Annotated in this window: 15 protein-coding genes; 11 read left to right on the top strand and 4 right to left on the bottom strand. The window is 67.8% G+C overall.

Annotated features, from left to right (window positions below):
• Position 1 precedes the first annotated feature (1 nt).
• Positions 2–1,129, bottom strand: a complete 1,128-nt coding sequence (gene coxB, locus OF829_RS03985; RefSeq protein ID WP_264938651.1) for a cytochrome c oxidase subunit II — start codon at positions 1,127–1,129, stop codon at positions 2–4.
• Positions 1,130–1,304: 175 nt separating this feature from the next.
• Between coxB and pyrE the strand changes: the two genes are divergently transcribed.
• The 8 genes from pyrE to OF829_RS03945 all read left to right on the top strand — a co-directional run bounded on the left by pyrE (position 1,305) and on the right by OF829_RS03945 (position 7,975).
• Complete coding sequence (gene pyrE, locus OF829_RS03980; protein WP_264938650.1) at positions 1,305–1,886, top strand: orotate phosphoribosyltransferase; 582 nt, start codon at positions 1,305–1,307, stop codon at positions 1,884–1,886.
• The gene (locus OF829_RS03975) at positions 1,883–2,608 is read left to right on the top strand and encodes a pyridoxine 5'-phosphate synthase (RefSeq protein ID WP_264938649.1); all 726 of its coding nucleotides are present in this window, start codon (positions 1,883–1,885) and stop codon (positions 2,606–2,608) included. The genes pyrE and OF829_RS03975 overlap by 4 nt, the downstream gene beginning before the upstream one ends.
• Before the next feature lie 13 nt (positions 2,609–2,621).
• A complete protein-coding gene (locus tag OF829_RS03970; RefSeq protein ID WP_264938648.1) occupies positions 2,622–2,873 on the top strand; it encodes a hypothetical protein in 252 nt (83 codons plus the stop codon).
• Complete coding sequence (gene acpS / locus OF829_RS03965) at positions 2,870–3,274, top strand: holo-ACP synthase (protein WP_264938647.1); 405 nt, start codon at positions 2,870–2,872, stop codon at positions 3,272–3,274. The genes OF829_RS03970 and acpS overlap by 4 nt, the downstream gene beginning before the upstream one ends.
• A 16-nt stretch (positions 3,275–3,290) precedes the next feature.
• Positions 3,291–4,169, top strand: a complete 879-nt coding sequence (gene lepB / locus OF829_RS03960; protein WP_264938646.1) for a signal peptidase I — start codon at positions 3,291–3,293, stop codon at positions 4,167–4,169.
• Between the two features lie 68 nt (positions 4,170–4,237).
• On the top strand, positions 4,238–5,308 hold the full coding sequence (locus OF829_RS03955; protein WP_264938803.1) for an AI-2E family transporter: 1,071 nt from the start codon (positions 4,238–4,240) through the stop codon (positions 5,306–5,308).
• On the top strand, positions 5,295–5,918 hold the full coding sequence (maiA, locus tag OF829_RS03950) for a maleylacetoacetate isomerase (RefSeq protein WP_264938645.1): 624 nt from the start codon (positions 5,295–5,297) through the stop codon (positions 5,916–5,918). The genes OF829_RS03955 and maiA overlap by 14 nt, the downstream gene beginning before the upstream one ends.
• Before the next feature lie 29 nt (positions 5,919–5,947).
• Complete coding sequence (locus OF829_RS03945) at positions 5,948–7,975, top strand: TonB-dependent receptor (protein WP_264938644.1); 2,028 nt, start codon at positions 5,948–5,950, stop codon at positions 7,973–7,975.
• Here OF829_RS03945 and OF829_RS03940 read toward each other — a convergent pair.
• Positions 7,957–9,024: a glycosyltransferase gene (locus OF829_RS03940; RefSeq protein WP_264938643.1), complete on the bottom strand. Its 1,068-nt coding sequence runs from the start codon at positions 9,022–9,024 to the stop codon at positions 7,957–7,959. The genes OF829_RS03945 and OF829_RS03940 overlap by 19 nt on opposite strands.
• Before the next feature lie 207 nt (positions 9,025–9,231).
• Here OF829_RS03940 and OF829_RS03935 point away from each other — a divergent pair, with 207 nt between their 5' ends.
• Positions 9,232–10,206, top strand: coding sequence for a hypothetical protein (locus OF829_RS03935; RefSeq protein WP_264938642.1), 975 nt, complete (start codon positions 9,232–9,234; stop codon positions 10,204–10,206).
• On the top strand, positions 10,206–11,402 hold the full coding sequence (locus tag OF829_RS03930) for a glycosyltransferase (protein WP_264938641.1): 1,197 nt from the start codon (positions 10,206–10,208) through the stop codon (positions 11,400–11,402). The genes OF829_RS03935 and OF829_RS03930 overlap by 1 nt, the downstream gene beginning before the upstream one ends.
• Here OF829_RS03930 and OF829_RS03925 read toward each other — a convergent pair.
• The gene (locus OF829_RS03925; protein ID WP_264938640.1) at positions 11,342–12,832 is read right to left on the bottom strand and encodes a hypothetical protein; all 1,491 of its coding nucleotides are present in this window, start codon (positions 12,830–12,832) and stop codon (positions 11,342–11,344) included. The two genes, OF829_RS03930 and OF829_RS03925, sit on opposite strands and share 61 nt — an antisense overlap.
• 107 nt (positions 12,833–12,939) lie before the next feature.
• On the opposite strand from OF829_RS03925, the gene OF829_RS03920 reads away from it, so the two are divergent.
• The gene (locus OF829_RS03920) at positions 12,940–14,562 is read left to right on the top strand and encodes an alkaline phosphatase D family protein (RefSeq protein ID WP_264938639.1); all 1,623 of its coding nucleotides are present in this window, start codon (positions 12,940–12,942) and stop codon (positions 14,560–14,562) included.
• On the opposite strand, the gene OF829_RS03915 is transcribed toward OF829_RS03920, so the two are convergent.
• Positions 14,559–15,644, bottom strand: coding sequence for a Fic family protein (locus OF829_RS03915; RefSeq protein ID WP_264938638.1), 1,086 nt, complete (start codon positions 15,642–15,644; stop codon positions 14,559–14,561). The two genes, OF829_RS03920 and OF829_RS03915, sit on opposite strands and share 4 nt — an antisense overlap.
• Positions 15,645–15,762: the final 118 nt, after the last annotated feature.

Here is a 15,762-nt window from a genome sequence, read left to right as displayed (position 1 = left end):
CTTAGTGGTTCCCTGCGCCCGGGTTCGCGGTCGCGGCCTGATTGGTGGTCGCCGGCGTGGCGGTTACGTTCTCGACCGGGCCCGCGCCATTGGCGGGGGTCGCTGTGTCGTCGGCCTTGTCGCTGCCCGGCTGGGCGGGCGCTGCGGCGCTCGGTTTGTTGGCTTCGGGCATGTGGCCGCCCTTCGAGGCGACCCAGGCCGCGAACACTTCGGGCGAAACCGCTTCGACCGTGATCGGCATATAGCCGTGGCGCGCGCCGCACAGTTCGGAGCACTGGCCGTAATAGACGCCCGGCGTGTCGATGATGAAGCTCGTCTCGTTGAGACGGCCCGGCACGGCATCGAGCTTGATCCAGGCGGCGGGAAGCGCCCAGCTGTGGATCACGTCGGTCGCGGTGGTGATCAGCCGGATCGGCACGCCGACCGGCACCACGACGCGGTTGTCGGTCGCAAGCAGGCGGGGCCCGTCGACATCGGTGCGATAGCGCTGGCCGGGCTCCTGCTGGCCCTTTTCCTTGAGCAGGTTGGCGTCGAAGCTGACCCCGTGATCGGGATATTCGTACGACCAATACCATTGGTTGCCGATCGCCTTGAGGGTGATCGCATTGTCGGGGGCAGGGGTGAACTGGTGCGCGAGCAGCCGGATCGAGGGGACCGCGATCGCGACCAGGATCAGCACCGGCACCAGCGTCCAGATCACTTCGATCGCGGTGTTGTGCGAGGTCCGCGACGGCACCGGATTCGCGGCGCGGCGATAGCGGACCATCACCCACAGCAGCAGCGCCAGCACGAAGAGCGAAATCACCGTGATCAGCGGGAACAGCACCCAATTGTGGAATTTCAGCGCCTCGCGGCCGTTGGGCGAAACCTGCGGCTGGAGCCCGATCTCGCGATCGACCGGCTGGCCGATGCCGGGCTTCGGCCCGGTCTTGTGCGAACCGTCCGGGTTGAGCGTGGGGTCGGCGGGCTTGGCGAGCTTCGCCGCTTCAGCGCCGGGCGCTGCCAGCGTGGCGTCAGCCGCCGGCGCGGCGGCCGTCGGCGCCGGTTGCGTAGGCGCCTGGGCGTGGCCGGGCGTGGCGAACGCCAGTCCCGCCGCCAAGGCAATCGTGGTCAACCCAAGGATGCGCATCGTCTGTTTTTACCCTGTTCAGGAGCGCCGGAGGCAGGAATGAAGCCAATGGCAGGGGCCTATACGCCGCTCAACCCCGTTCTCAACAGGTTTTTGAGTTGGGAATCGCTTCCCGTTGCGGCGGGGCCACACCGCGCCTAAGTGACACGCGCCCTAACCAACCCCGGGAGTCAGCGTGAGAGGCCAGGAAATTCTCGACGAATTCCGTGACGCGGGCGCGCTGCTCGAGGGGCATTTCATCCTCTCCTCGGGGCTGCGCTCGCCGGTGTTCCTGCAGAAGATGCGCATCTTCGAGGATCCCGTGCGCACCGAGCGGGTGTGCCGCGCGCTCGCCGAGGTGATCCGCGAATCGTTCGGCCAGGTCGATCTGGTGGTCTCGCCCGCGATCGGCGGGATCGTCCCCGGATACGAAACCGCCCGCGCGCTCGGCTGCAAGGCAGTGTTCGTCGAGCGCGTCGACGGCGAATTCCAGTTGCGCCGCGGATTCGAGATCCATGCAGGCCAGCGGATCGTGGTGGTCGAGGATCTGGTGACGACCGGGCTCAGCTCGCGCGAATGCATCGCGGCGATCCGCGAATATCCCGGAGAGCTGCTCGGGCTGGCCTGCATCGTCGATCGTTCGGGCGGCAAGGCCGATGTCGGCATTCCGCTGGTGAGCCTCGCCCAGCTCGACATTCCCGCCTATCCCGCTGACGCGCTCCCGCCCGAGCTGGCGGCGATCCCCGCGGTCAAGCCGGGGAGCCGGGTGGCGGCGTGAGCAGGCTTCGCCTTGGCGTGAATATCGATCACGTCGCGACCGTCAGGAACGCGCGCGGGAGCGGCTATCCCGATCCGGTGCGCGCCGCCCTGTTGGCCGCGGAGGCGGGCGCCGATGGCATCACCGCGCATCTGCGCGAAGACCGGCGCCACATCACCGACGAGGATATCGCGCGGCTTTCGGCCGAGCTGACGATCCCGCTCAACCTCGAAATGGCGGCGACCGAGGAGATGCTGGCGATCGCGCTGCGCCACCGTCCGCACGCCGTGTGCATCGTCCCCGAAAAGCGCGAAGAGCGCACGACCGAGGGCGGGCTCGACGCCGCGGGGCAGCACAACCACCTCGCGCCGATGGTCGCCAAGCTGCTCGACGCCGGCTGCCGCGTCTCGCTGTTCATCGAGCCCGACGAGCGCCAGATCGACGCGGCACTGCGCCTGCGCGCGCCGGTGATCGAGGTCCATACCGGCCGCTATTGCGAGCTCGATGAAAGCGCCCGCGCCGAGGAGCTCAAGCGCATCGCCGATGCCGCCGCGCTCGCCGTCAAGGCGGGGCTCGAGCCGCATGCGGGGCATGGGCTGACCTTCGACAATGTCGTCCCCATCGCTGCGATCCCGCAGCTCGCCGAGCTCAATATCGGCCATTTCCTGATCGGCGAGGCGATCTTCGACGGTCTCGCGCCGGTGGTGCAGCGGATGCGCGCGCTGATGGACGCCGCCAGGTGAGCGGCGCGCGCGGATGAAGCGCAAGGACCTCTGGTTCTGGGGCCCCGCCCTGCTTTCGGCATTCGCGGTGATCCGGCTCGCATCGCTTCCGGCCGCGCTGGTCACGGGCAAGCTGCCGGTCTTCCTGATCGGCGCGGCGATGATCACGCTTGCCTGGCGCATCCAGCTGCGCGGCGGTCTGCCCCAGCGCTGGGTGCTGCTGTTATTCGGTGCGCCGGTCGCGTCGTTCGCGATGCTGTTCGCCACGCTGGAGTGGGGCACATGATCATCGGCATGGGCTCCGACCTGTGCAACATCGAGCGGATCCAGAACTCGCTGGACCGTTTCGGGACTCGATTCGAGAACCGCGTCTTTACCGAAATCGAGCTAAGGAAGGCCGCGCGGCGGCCGCACACCAAGGCGGGGACGCTCGCGAAAAGGTTCGCCGCCAAGGAAGCCTTTTCGAAGGCGGTGGGAACGGGGTTCAAGGCAGGCGTGTTCATGAAGGACATCGGTGTGGTCAATTCGCCCTCGGGAGCGCCGACGCTGGCGCTGACGGGCGGCGCGCGGGAGCGGCTCGACGCGCTCGTGCCCGTTGGCCATGCCGCGAAGGTTCATCTGACGCTCACCGACGATCATCCATGGGCGATGGCGTTTGTGGTCATCGAAGCGCTGCCGAGCGAGTGAGAGTTTGGGACAAGTGATGGCCACCGACGCCGAAGCCTTGCCGTTCGAGATCGAGGACGAGCCGCGCCGCACCGATTGGTGGGCGGAGGTGCGCGGCATCTTCTGGCTGGTCGTCGCGGTGCTCGGCTTCCACTCGCTGATCGCCAAGCCCTTCTACATCCCGTCCGAATCGATGATGCCGGGCCTGCTGGTGGGCGACCGGCTGGTCGTGACCAAATATCCCTATGGCTATTCGTTCGTCACCCCGACCTTCCATCTGCTGCCCTTCATGCACGGCCGCCTGCTCGGCCGGCTGCCCGAGCGCGGCGATGTCGTGATCGTCACGCCGCCGGGGAAGGACACCGATTATATCAAGCGCGTGATCGGGCTGCCGGGTGACCGCATCCGGGTGACCGCGGGCGTGGTCTATATCAACGATGTCGCGGTGCCGCGCGAGCCGCTCGGCTTCCGGATGATCCCGGTCGATACCAACACCCAGTGCAAGCCAGACGAATATCCCGGCGCGCTGACGATCGGCGCCAATGGCCGCAAATATTGCCGCCTGCCCATCTATCGCGAGACCTTGCCCAACGGCGTCTCCTACGACACGATCGATCTGGGCGTGGGGATGAGCACCGGCGACAATTATGCCGAACGCCGCGTGCCGAAGGGAACGGTCTTCCTGATGGGCGACAATCGCGATCACAGCGCCGACAGCCGCTATTCGACGCTCAATGACGGGCTGGGCGGGCCGGTGCCGTGGGAGAATATCGGCGGGCGCGCCGAGTTCATCACCTTCTCGCTCGACGGCAGCGCGGGGTGGAACCCGGCGAGCTGGTTCCGCTCGTTCCGCCCCGGCCGCGCCGGCGCCTCGCTCCATCCCGAGCGCGCGCCCCAGGATCAACCCGCCAAGTGAGCGACGCGGGCACCGAGGACGCCGCGCGCGAAGCCGTCGCGGTGGTCCACGAGCCCGGTCCCAACGAGATGCGCGATCCGGTGCTCCGCGCCGAACTGCGCAAGGCGAGCGTCTGGTTCGGGGTCGGTGCGGCGATGGCGCTGGTGGTGCTGCTGGTCCAGCCGCTTCTCATCATCTTCGGCGGATTGGTCTTCGCCTCGATGCTCGACGGCGGCGTGCGGCTGATCGGGCGCGGGCTGCCTTTCCTGCCGCGCTGGCTGCGGCTGCTGATCGTCGTGGTGCTGGTGATCGCCTTCGTTTCGGGCATCTTCTATCTCACCGGCATCCAGATCGCGCAGCAGATCGAGGAATTGCGCGGCCGGCTCAACGACCAGACCAGCCGCGTCACCACCTTCATCACCAGCCTGGGATTCACCCCCGGCGCCTCCGACCTCACGGGGATGGCGCAACAGGCCCTGGGATCGGTCGGGCGGCTTACCTCGGCGGTGGGGACCGTGCTCGGCGCGGTCGGAAGCCTGATCATGGTGATGACGATCGGCCTGTTCATCGCGATCGAGCCGCGGCTCTACGAACGCGGGCTGCAATGGATGGTGCCGATGGGCGCGCGCGACGAGTTCGCGGTGACCCTCGCCCGAATGGCGCGGACGCTCCGGGTGCTGCTTGCGGGGCGGCTGCTCGGCATGCTGTTCGAAGGCGTGCTGACGGGGATTTTGCTGGGGATCGCGGGCGTGCCGATGGCGCTGCTGCTCGGGATCATCACCGGCATCCTCGCCTTCGTCCCCAATATCGGCGCGTTCGTTTCGGGCGTGCTGATGGTCTCGGTGGGGTTCAGCGCGGGGACCGACCAGGGCTTCTGGGCGATCGCCATCTATTTCGGGGTACAGACCTTTGACGGCTATGTGCTGATCCCGCTGGTCGCCAGGCGCACCGTCGATCTGCCGCCCGCGCTGACGCTGTCGGCGCAGATCCTGGCGAGCACCTTGTTCGGGGTGCTGGGGCTGGCGCTGGCCGATCCGATGGTCGCGATGATCAAGGTCGCGCTCGAACGCGAATCGGAGCGCGCGGCCAAGGCCGGGGCGCGCTCCGAGCGCAAATCGCGGTGGAAGAAGCGCGACGAGGCCCCCGATGCTGCTCCATGACTATTTCCGCTCCTCGGCGGCGTACCGCGTCCGCATCGCGCTGAACCTCAAGGGGCTGCCGTACGAGCGGCACGAGGTGAAATTGCTCGAAAACGCACAGCGGAGCCCCGCGCATCTCGCGCTCAACCCGCAGGGGCTGGTGCCCGCGCTCGAGGTGGACGGGATGGTGCTGACCCAGAGCCTTGCGATCATCGACTGGCTCGACAACGCCCATCCCGAACCGCGGCTGATCCCGGCCGAGCCCGCGGCGCGCGCGCACGCGCTGGCGCAGGCGCTGGCGGTGGGGATGGATATCCACCCGATCAACAATCTGCGCGTGATGCGCTATCTCGCGCACGAGCTCGACGTGGACGAAGCCAGGCGCGGCGACTGGACCCGCCACTGGATCGCCGAGGGCTTCGCCGCGCTCGAGGCGATGGCGGGGGACGGCCCGTTCCTCGGGGGCGAGGCGCCGAACATCGCCGATCTGTTCCTCGTGCCGCAAATGTTCAACGCGCGCCGCTTCGATACGCCGTTGGGGGACTATCCCAGGCTGGTGGCGGCGGACGCGGCGGCGACCGCGCTCCCGGCTTTCGCGGCGGCGCATCCGGACCGGGTCGCATCGGTATGAAACCATGGTTCCGGGGAACCGTGTTTTTCATGGCCCTTCTCCTCCCGCTCCCCGCCTTTGCGCAGGAAACCGACGAGATCGTCGTCACCGGCCGCGGACTCGACGCCCCGCCCGGCGAGGCTGCCTACGCCAACACCACCATCGACCGCACGCGCCTCACCGGTACCGCCTCGAACCGCCTCGAAGACGCGTTGCGCGACGCCGCCGGGATCGCCTCGTTCCGCCGTTCGGATTCGCGTTCGGCGCATCCGACCAGCCAGGGGATCACGCTCCGCGGCCTGGGGGGCAATGCGTCGAGCCGGGCGCTGCTGATCCTCGACGGGGTGCCCCAGGCCGATCCGTTCGGCGGCTGGGTCGCCTTCCCGGCCTATATGCCCGAACGGCTCGGCTCGGTCCGCGTCACCCGCGGCGGGGGGAGCGGCTATGCCGGGCCCGGGGCGCTCGCCGGGACGATCGAGCTGACCAGCGGCAGCCCCCGCGAGCTCGGTCCGCTCACCGCCAGCCTCGCCTATGGCAGCCGCGACAGTATCGATGCGAGCCTCGTCGGATCGGCCGATCTCGGCTCGGGCTTCTTCACCGCCGCGGCGCAATATGCCCGCGGCGACGGCTTCGTGCCGATCGCCGCCGAGGACCGCGGCCCCATCGACCGCGCCGCGCCCTATGAACAGATGAGCGGCGCCGTCCGCGCGGCCGTCGATCTGGGCGGGCCCGAGCTTCAGGCGAACGTCTCGGCCTTTCGCGACCGGCGCGACCGGGGCGTGCCCTTCACCGCGATCCGCAGCGACGGCGCCGATGCCAGCGTGCGGATCGTGTCGCGCGGGCGCTGGGGCTGGTCGGCGCTCGCCTGGCTCCAGGCGCGCGATTTCGGCAGCGGCTTCGCCAGCGTCAACGACGCGCGCACCGCCGCCACGCCCACGCTCGACCAGTATAGCGTCCCCGCCACCGGGATCGGCGGCCGGATCGAGATCGCCCCGCCGGTCGGGGGCGGCATCAGCCTGCGCCTCGGTATGGACGCGCGCGCCGTCTCGGGCCGCACGCAGGAGCTGTTCACCTATGTCGCCGGGCTGCCCACCCGCCGCCGCGAGGCGGGCGGGCGCAGCACCACGCTCGGCGGGTTCGCCGATGCCAGTTTCGAATCGGGCGCGCTCACGTTCAATCTCGGCGGGCGGATCGATCATTGGTCGATCGCCGGCGGGCACCTGCTCGAAACCCCGCTCGCGGGCGGTGCGGCGCTGACCAACAGCGCCTTCCCCGATCGCACCGGCTGGGAGGCGACCGGGCGAATCGGCGCCGCGCTGCGCACCGGCCCTGCCACGCTGCGCGCCGCCGCCTATCGCGGCTGGCGGCTGCCGACGCTCAACGAGCTCTACCGTCCCTTCCGCGTCGGTGCCGACGCCACCGCCGCCAATGCCGCGCTCGATCCCGAGCGGCTGACCGGTGCGGAAGCCGGAATCGACCTGAACCCCTCCGCCGATTTCACCCTGTCGGCGACCGCCTATTGGAGCCGTCTCGACGGCGCGATCGCCAACGTGACCATCGCCAATGGCCCCGGCACCTTTCCGGGCGTGGGCTTCGTCTCGGCGGCGGGGGTGTTCCGCCGGCGCGAGAATCTCGACGCGGTCGAGGCCAGGGGGATCGAGGCCGATGCGCGCTATACGGCGGGCGAGGTCAGCCTTTCCGCCTCCTGGTCGCTCGCCGATTCGCGCGTCCGCGCCTCGGGCCTCGCCGCCCCGCTCGACGGCCTGCGCCCCGCCCAGACCCCGCGCAACCAGGGCTCGGCGACCCTGGGCTGGCATCGCGGCCATTGGGGCGCCTCGCTCACTGCTCGGCTGACCGATGCGCAATATGAGGACGATCAGAATCTCCGTCGCCTCGCGCCGGCCTTCACGGTGGACGCGGCGCTGCGCCTGCCGCTCGCCCGCGATTTGAGCCTCGAAGCGCGTGGCGAGAATCTGTTCGATGCGCGTGTCGAGGCGGGGATCAGCGGCCCGGGAATCGTCGAGCGCGCCACTCCGCGCACCTTGTGGCTGGGCTTGCGTTACGCCGCGCGGCGCTGAGCCGTCACCCGGTCGAACAGGTCGAGATAGTCGGTCACCGGGTCGCCGCCGCCATTGTCGCCGGTCGGCTGGGGCCGGACGGCACCGGGCGCGAGCCAGCGGTTGAGCGCCGCGACCAGCGCCGCCTGATCGCCGCGCGCGACCACGTCGCCCTGCGCCGGCACCTCGATCAGCTCGCGCACCGCGACGCTCGAATCGGTCGAGACCACCGGCGTGCCGAGCGCCAGCGCCTCGCGGATCACCCCGGGCACGCCCTCGAACTCGCTGGTCAGCGCGAGCACCGCGGCCTTTTGCACCGCGGGCAGCGGATCGGCGGCATGGCCTGGCAGCCAGACGCGCTCGCTGATGCCCAGCTGCGCGGCCTGCGCCTCCAGCATCCCGTGCAGCCGCCCCTCGCCGAGGATCAGCAGCCGCGCCTCGCTGTCGTCGAGCAGGGGCATCGCCGCGATCAGCCGGTCCCAGCGCTTCTGCGCCTCGAGCCGGCCGACGCCGAGCACGAAGCGGCCCTGTGGCAGCGCTATCGGCACCGCGCCGGGCATCGAGGTGGCGAGCGGATTGGCGATCACGCTGACCCGATCGCGCGCGAAGCCCATCTCGCGCATCGCCTCGGCCGCCATCGCGCGCGTCATCGCCACGACATGGTCGAGGAACCAGCGATGCGCGCCCAGCCAGCGGCGATAGCCCCAGGCGAGCGCGGGATGGTGATCCGGGCGCACGAGCGCGTTCGAGACCTTGCCGACGATCGGCGGGCAATCGCGGCCCAACCGCACTCTGCAATATCCCGCAACACTGGTGTAATGATTGCCGGGGCAGAAGATCAGATCGGGACTCGTGTCGCGCACCGCCGCGGGAACCTCCCGCACGAGTGAACCGTAGTCGCCATTGTGAAGATGCCGGACCGTCACGCCCTCGGGCAATTCCTGCGCGAGCGGCCCCTCCGTGTTGCCGATCACCAGGGTGACGCGGCGCCCGGCGCCGATCCATCCGCGCGACAGGCGCATCAGCGCGCGCTCGACCCCGCCGCCCTTCAGCGTCTGGGCAAAGGCCAAAATATGTTTCGCGGCGGGAATATTTTCACCGATGCGAACGTTGCGGTGCGGCATAGCTTGCGAACGGCCTTTCTGATGCCCAAATCGCCCCCCGAAGAAACCGCATTCGGCTGTCACCAGCCGGATGCATCCCTTTCTAGGGGTTTGTACGTAGTTCAACGAAGTTTGTTGCGCGAAAGTTTCATTTCGGATGCGGAATTTTTCTAAGTGAGCGGAACAGGTCCCGAAGCCTCGCTGACGCCGGTGCTTGGCACGGCGCTCGCAAATGCGCCCGATCTCGCGGGTTTGGAGCCGATCGAGCGGATCAAGCGGCGCTGGCCGACGATCCTCGGCGCGGTGCTGAGCCTGTTGATGGTGGCCGCGCTCGGGCGCGAGCTATTCGGGTCCGGATTGGCTGGATTGCAACATAAAATACCAACCAATCCGCTTTTCTACATCGCTTTTGCGCTGTTTTATCTTGGTCCGCCGACGTTCGATTACCTGATCTTCCGGCGGCTCTGGGGCATTCCGCTCGACGGAATGGTTGCGCTGCACAAGAAACGAATCGCGAACGAGGTGCTGGTCGGCTACTCGGGCGAGGCCTATTTCTATGCCTGGGCGCGGCAGCGGACCCAGATGGTCGCGGCGCCCTTCGGCGCGGTCAAGGACGTGACGATCCAGTCGGCGATCGCGGGCAACACCTTCACGCTGATCCTGATCCTGCTGGTGATCCCGTTCATGGGGATGCTGCCCAAGGATGTAGTGAATCCCGGCACCATTACCGCGTCGGCGGCGCTGATGATCGCGATGAGCCTGCCCTTCTTCCTCTTCTCGAAGCGCGTCTTCTCGCTGACCCGGTCCGAGCTGTGGGGCGTGTTCGGGCTCCATATGGCGCGGCTCGCCAGCGGCACCCTGTTCGTCGCGCTCGCCTGGCATTTCGCGCTGCCCGAGGTCTCGGTCGGCACCTGGCTCTTCTATGCGGCGCTGCGCATGCTCGCCTCGCGCGTGCCCTTCATCCCGATGAAGGAGGGCGTGACCCCGATGCTCGCGATCCTGCTCGGCGGATCGGGCGCATCGGTGACCGAGCTGCTCGCGCTGATCGCGGCGCTGACCCTGCTCTCGCATATCGCACTGATCGCCGCGTTCGGCGTGCAATCGCTGATCCGCAGCATCCGCGGCACCCGCCAGGCGGGGCTCGACTGATGCGCGTCGTCGACGTCAACGAATATTATTCGCCCACCGGCGGCGGGGTACGCACCTATCTCGACCGCAAGATGGGGATCATGGCCGATCTGGGCCATGAGCTGATCGTGGTCGCGCCGGGCGACCGGACCTATGTCGAAGAGCGGCCGGGCGGCGGCGCGATCCACTGGCTCAAATCGCCGCGGCTGATCGTCGACCGCAACTATTCGATCTTCGTCGACGAGATCGGCATCCAGCGCATCCTCGATCAGCTCCAGCCCGACGTGGTCGAGAATAGCTGCCCGCACATGTCGGCCTGGTCGGTCGCGCATTGGCAGGGCGACGCGGTCAAGGTCCATTTCGCGCACAACGACCATCTCGCCGCCTATCCGCAGCGCTGGCTCGACGGCATCTCGACCCACGATCAGGTCGAGCGCGCGTTCGGCTGGTACACGCGCTACATGGCGCGCTTCCTCGAGCATTACGACGCCTTCGTCACCAACGGCCCGGCGCTCGCCAAGCGCTTCCGCCGCCGCGGGCTGACCGTCCATGCCGAGATGGCGCTGGGGATCGAGCGCAGCGATTTCTCCCCCGATCTGCGCGACGAGAAGCTCCGCGCGGCCTTGCTCGCCCAGTGCGGGCTGCCGCCCACTGGGCATTTGCTGCTCGGGCTCGGGCGGCACCATCCCGAGAAGCGCTGGCCGCTGGTGATCGATGCGGTCGAGGCGGCGGGGGCGGACATGCCGGTCGGCCTCATCATGCTCGGCGACGGGATGCAGCGCCGCAAGCTCGAGGCGCGGGTGGCGGGCAGCCCGCATATCCGCATGTTCCGCCCGGTTTATGACCGCAAGCGGCTGTCGCGGATCATCGCCAGCTGCGACGCGCTGATCCACGGTTCGGATACCGAGCCGTTCGGGCTGGTCGCGTCGGAGGCGCTCGCCTCGGGGCTGCCGCTGATCGTCCCCGACGAGGGCGGCTGCGCCGAGATCGCCGATCCGCTGTTCGCCGAGACCTATCGCGCGCGCGATCCGCGCTCGGCGTCGGCGGCGATCCATCGCATGTTCACGCGCGAGCAGGGCTTCCTGCGCGCCGCCGCCCGCCACGCTGCGGGCAAGGTGCGCACCGACCGCGACCATGCGATCGACCTGATGGCCTATTATTCGGAGCTGGTTGCCGCCAAGCGCGGCGAGACCGCGCCGCTCGCGCGCGCTTCGTAGACGCTCAGCATCTGGTCGCCGATCGGCCAGCGTCCCTTGAGCCTGTAGCCGTCGGCCTTGAGATGCGCGCTCACCCGATCGCGCGCCTCGATCCGCTCGCCGATAAAGGGCGGCCGCATCACCACGAACTGCGGGCGGCGCGCGAAGATGCGGTCGACCTCCTCGAGCTGGTCGGTCCCCAGCGCGCCATTCTCGCGTTCGCGTGCGATATGGCTGGGAAAGATCCACGCCGTCACCGCGCAGCGCCCGGTATAGCCGTAGATCATGCTCGTGCCCGAATAGACATAGAGGCAGCCCGGCCCATGCCCGATCGCCCCGGCGAGCGCCTCGAGCTGGCGGGCATTGCCGCGAAACCAGGCGTTGCTGATCAGCACCGCCTGGCCGATCACGAACACGGCGATGACGATCGTCTTCGCCCATCTGCGCCCGCGTTCGTGGCTGCCGAGCGCCCCCGCGGCGCAGATGGCAGCGGGCACCATCACCGGCAGCGTATAATGGTTGAACCATGACCCGAAGATCGCGAACCCGCCGACCGCCGCGATCAGCCAGCCGAACATCAGGTCGCGCACCGGCTTCCGGTCGCCCTCCACCCGGGTATGGCGTGAGAAGCCCGCAAGGATCAGCAGGGGTGCAAGGATCAGCGCCGCCTTGAGCGCCGCGCCGAGCAGCCGGAACCAGGGCTCGCTCCGCCGCGCGAGGATCGAAGTGAAATTGGCATAGACAAAGGCGTCGCCATGTCCCGCCGCCACGAACCAGGCCCAGGCCGCCGCGGTGGGCGCCACCGCCGCCGCGACCATCGCCGCGCCATAGGCGGCGACCTTCGCCAGTCCCGACCCCAGCCGCCACTCGCGCCACATCAGCCACAGCCCGAGGAACATCCCCTCGAACAGCACGGTATATTTAACCTGCATCGCCAGCCCGACCAGCAGCAGCGCGAGCACGCCGCGCGCCATCCGCCGCCAATCGCCCGCGCGGTCTTCCGGCGCCGGCAGCACCAAAGCGAAGGCGCCCGCCACGAAGAGATTGTAGAAGACCGGCGCCTGCCCGCCCTGCCCGTCGCCGAAATTGAGGCAGAGGATATAGAGGATCGCGCCGGCAAGCGCCCCGCGCCCGAACCCCGCTTTGTCCGCCATCCGTGCGATCAGCGTCGCGGTCCCGGTCACGGATGCCAGCGCCATCGCCTGATAGGCCCAGATCCCCAGCGGTACGCCCAAAGCGGCGGCCGGCATGTAGAGCAGGAACAGCCCCACCGGCTTGCGGTCCCATATATCGACATAGGGCATCGCCCCCGCGACCATGCGCTGCGCGGTGACGAAATAGAATTCTTCGTCGACATGGAGCAGCGGGCTGCCGAAGGTCACCGCGCGGGCGATCAGCGCCGCGATCAGCAGCTGGATCCAGCGGGGCAGGCGGGCGAGACGGTCGAACACGGCAATCCGGTGTTGTGATGGAAACAAGCGGCGCTTAGCCATGGTGCCGGCCGCTGTCACGAACTCGCCATCAGATGCGGGCAGGGCGGTGCCAGGGAGAGACTGTCATGACGCTTCGCATCGATCGCCGCACCTTCGTCCTCACCGGAACGCTCGGCATCGGCGCGCTGACGATCCCGGGCTTCGCACGCGCGATGCTCGCCGATGCGGCGGGCGGCTTCACCCACGGCGTCGCGAGCGGCGAGCCGGGGCAGGATTCGATGCTGTTCTGGACGCGCTACGTGCCGCCCGGCGGCGGCGAGGCGAAGGTCCGCGTCGAAGTCTCCGAAACCAGCGATTTCACAAAAGCCTTGGGGGGCGAGACCGTCACCGGCCCGTGGCGCGACCACACCGCCAAGATCACCGTCGCCGGCCTCAAGCCCGGCACGCGCTATTTCTACCGCTTCGTCGCCCCCGATGGCAGCTTTTCGCCGGTCGGGCGCACCAAAACGCTGCCCGGCAGCCGCGCGGCCTCGTACAAAATGGCGATCTTCTCCTGTTCGAACCTCGCCTTCGGCTGGTTCAACGCCTATGGCCACGCCGCGCGCCGCACCGATCTCGATCTCGCGGTGCATCTCGGCGATTACATCTACGAATACGCCCCCAACGTGTACCCCAACGAAACGGCCAGTATCGCCGCGCGCCTGCCCCAGCCGCTCGCCGAATGTCTCCACCTCGCCGATTACCGCCTGCGCTACGCCAGCTACCGCTCGGACCCCGATTGCCAGGCGCTCCATGCAGCACTTCCGATGCTCGTCCAGACCGACGACCACGAATATGCCAACGACACCTGGGAGGGCGGCGCGCAGAACCATCAGGCCGACGAAGGCGACTGGATGACCCGCCGCCTCGCCGCCGAGCAGGCGTGGCACGAATGGATGCCGGTCTCGGACGAGCCGTGGAAGGCCTATCAGATCGGCGGCCTCGCCACCTTCTTCCGCACCGAAAGCCGCGCGCTCGCCCGCTCGCGCCCGACCGACCCCGGCGATTTCTTCAAGGCCGCCAACCCCGCCGCCGCGATGATCGCCTTCCGCGACGGTGAATGGCGCGATTCTTCCCGCACGATGCTCGGATCGGCGCAGGAGGCGTGGCTTTCGGCTGCGCTCGCCGCCTCGGTCCGCGCAGGCACGCACTGGCAGGTGACCGGCTTCGGCACGATCATGGGCACCACGCTGAGCCCCAATGGCGCGCTCGCCTGGCTCAGCCCCGACGCGCCCAAATATGCGCGCGACCGCGTTGTCGCCGGCGAGGCGCTCGCCAAGGCCGGCTTGCCCTTCAACATGGACAATTGGGGCGGTTACCCCGCCGCCCGCGCGCGCTTCCTCAAATCGGCGCAGGCGGCGGCGGCGAACCTCGTCGTGGTCTGCGGCGACAGCCACAATGGCTGGGCGTTCGACCTGGGCCAGGACGGCAAGCCCGCGGGTGTCGAGTTCGCGGGGCAGGGCGTGACCTCGGCCGGCTTCGAGGCGACGTTCGCGGCGGACCCCAAGGTGATTGCCGCAGCTTTGGTCGCGAGGAACCCCGAACTCAAATGGTGCGACACCTCGCGCCGGGGCTACATGGCGCTGACGCTCACCCCCGAAAAGGCGAGCAACGACTGGGTGTTCGTGGACACGGTGACGAAGAGCGACCCGGGCGCGAGCGTGGGCCACACCGCGACGGTGACGCGGGGGCGGAACGTGATGGCCTAGGTGGGGTCCAGAAACAGCGCCGCGAGCGGGTCGTTGATATAATAGTTATGCTTACCCAGCCGATGCTTGGAGAGCAGGCCGGCCTGCGCGAGTTCGTCGAGATAGCTCGCCGCCGTCTGGCGCGTCACACCAAGCTCGCGCTGGATATATTCGATGCGTGTATATGGGTGCCGGAACAGGCTGTTGAGTAGGTCCTGCGAATAAACCCGGCGATGCTCGGTGCGTATCCGGTTCTTGTAGTCCGCCATCAGGATCCGGATGTTCTCCACCAGTCTTAGCGTCTCGATCGATGTGTCCGCTACCGCGGAGAGCATGTAGATCAGCCACGCTTCCCAATCGCCCCGATCGCGCACGATTTGCAGCAGCCTGTAATATTCGCTCTTTTTCGCGGTGATGAAGCGGCTGAGATAGAGGATCGGGATGTCGAGCAGGTGTTGTCGCGTCAAATAGAGGACGTTGACGATCCGGCCGATTCGTCCGTTTCCGTCGGGGAAGGGATGAATGCTCTCGAACTGATGGTGGATGATCGCCATCTTGACCAGCGGATCGAGATCGCACGCATCGTCATTGTTGATGAACGCTTCGAGGCGCCCCATGAGATCGCGGACCACAGCACCGTCCTGCGGCGGAATATAAACGAGCTCCCCGCTGCTTTCGTTCTTGAGTGCGGTTCCCGGGGTTTCGCGAAAGCCCCCGTCGGTGCGCTTTAGGATCTGAAACATCGCGACGATCGTGTTATTCGTGAGGAGGCCCTGCTGCTCCCGCATTCGATCAAGTCCAAGCTTCAACGCGTCGCGGTATAATGCCACCTCCTTCGCCGCCGCTGAAGCTGGATTTTCCGGAAACAAGCTGGTCTGGAAAAGCTCGCTCTGCGTCGTAACGATGTTCTCAATTTCTGAACTGGCCTTCGCCTCCTGCAGCGATAACGTGTCGATCAATATTCCCTGATTGGGGATGCTACTCGCGCGCCCCTTCAGCTCCGCAAGATGCCGGTGCGCCCTTACTGTCGCGCGTAACACTGCGCCCGTCTCCAATTCGCCCTTTGGGGGAAGATCGGGAATGGCGTAGGTTGCTTTGAGCATCGGGCGTTCATGTTTGCGTTTCGACAATGCGCATACATATCAGCGATAACATGTTAAAAAAAGTAGAAAATGATAACACGTATCGCTGACATGTCGGAGATGCGAACATCACTGTCCG

Source organism: Sphingomonas caeni (genome assembly GCF_026013415.1).
GTDB classification, from domain to species: Bacteria; Pseudomonadota; Alphaproteobacteria; order Sphingomonadales; family Sphingomonadaceae; genus Sphingomonas; species Sphingomonas caeni.
Note: the sequence above shows the minus strand (reverse complement) of the source record. Positions and strands in the feature narration are given on the sequence as shown.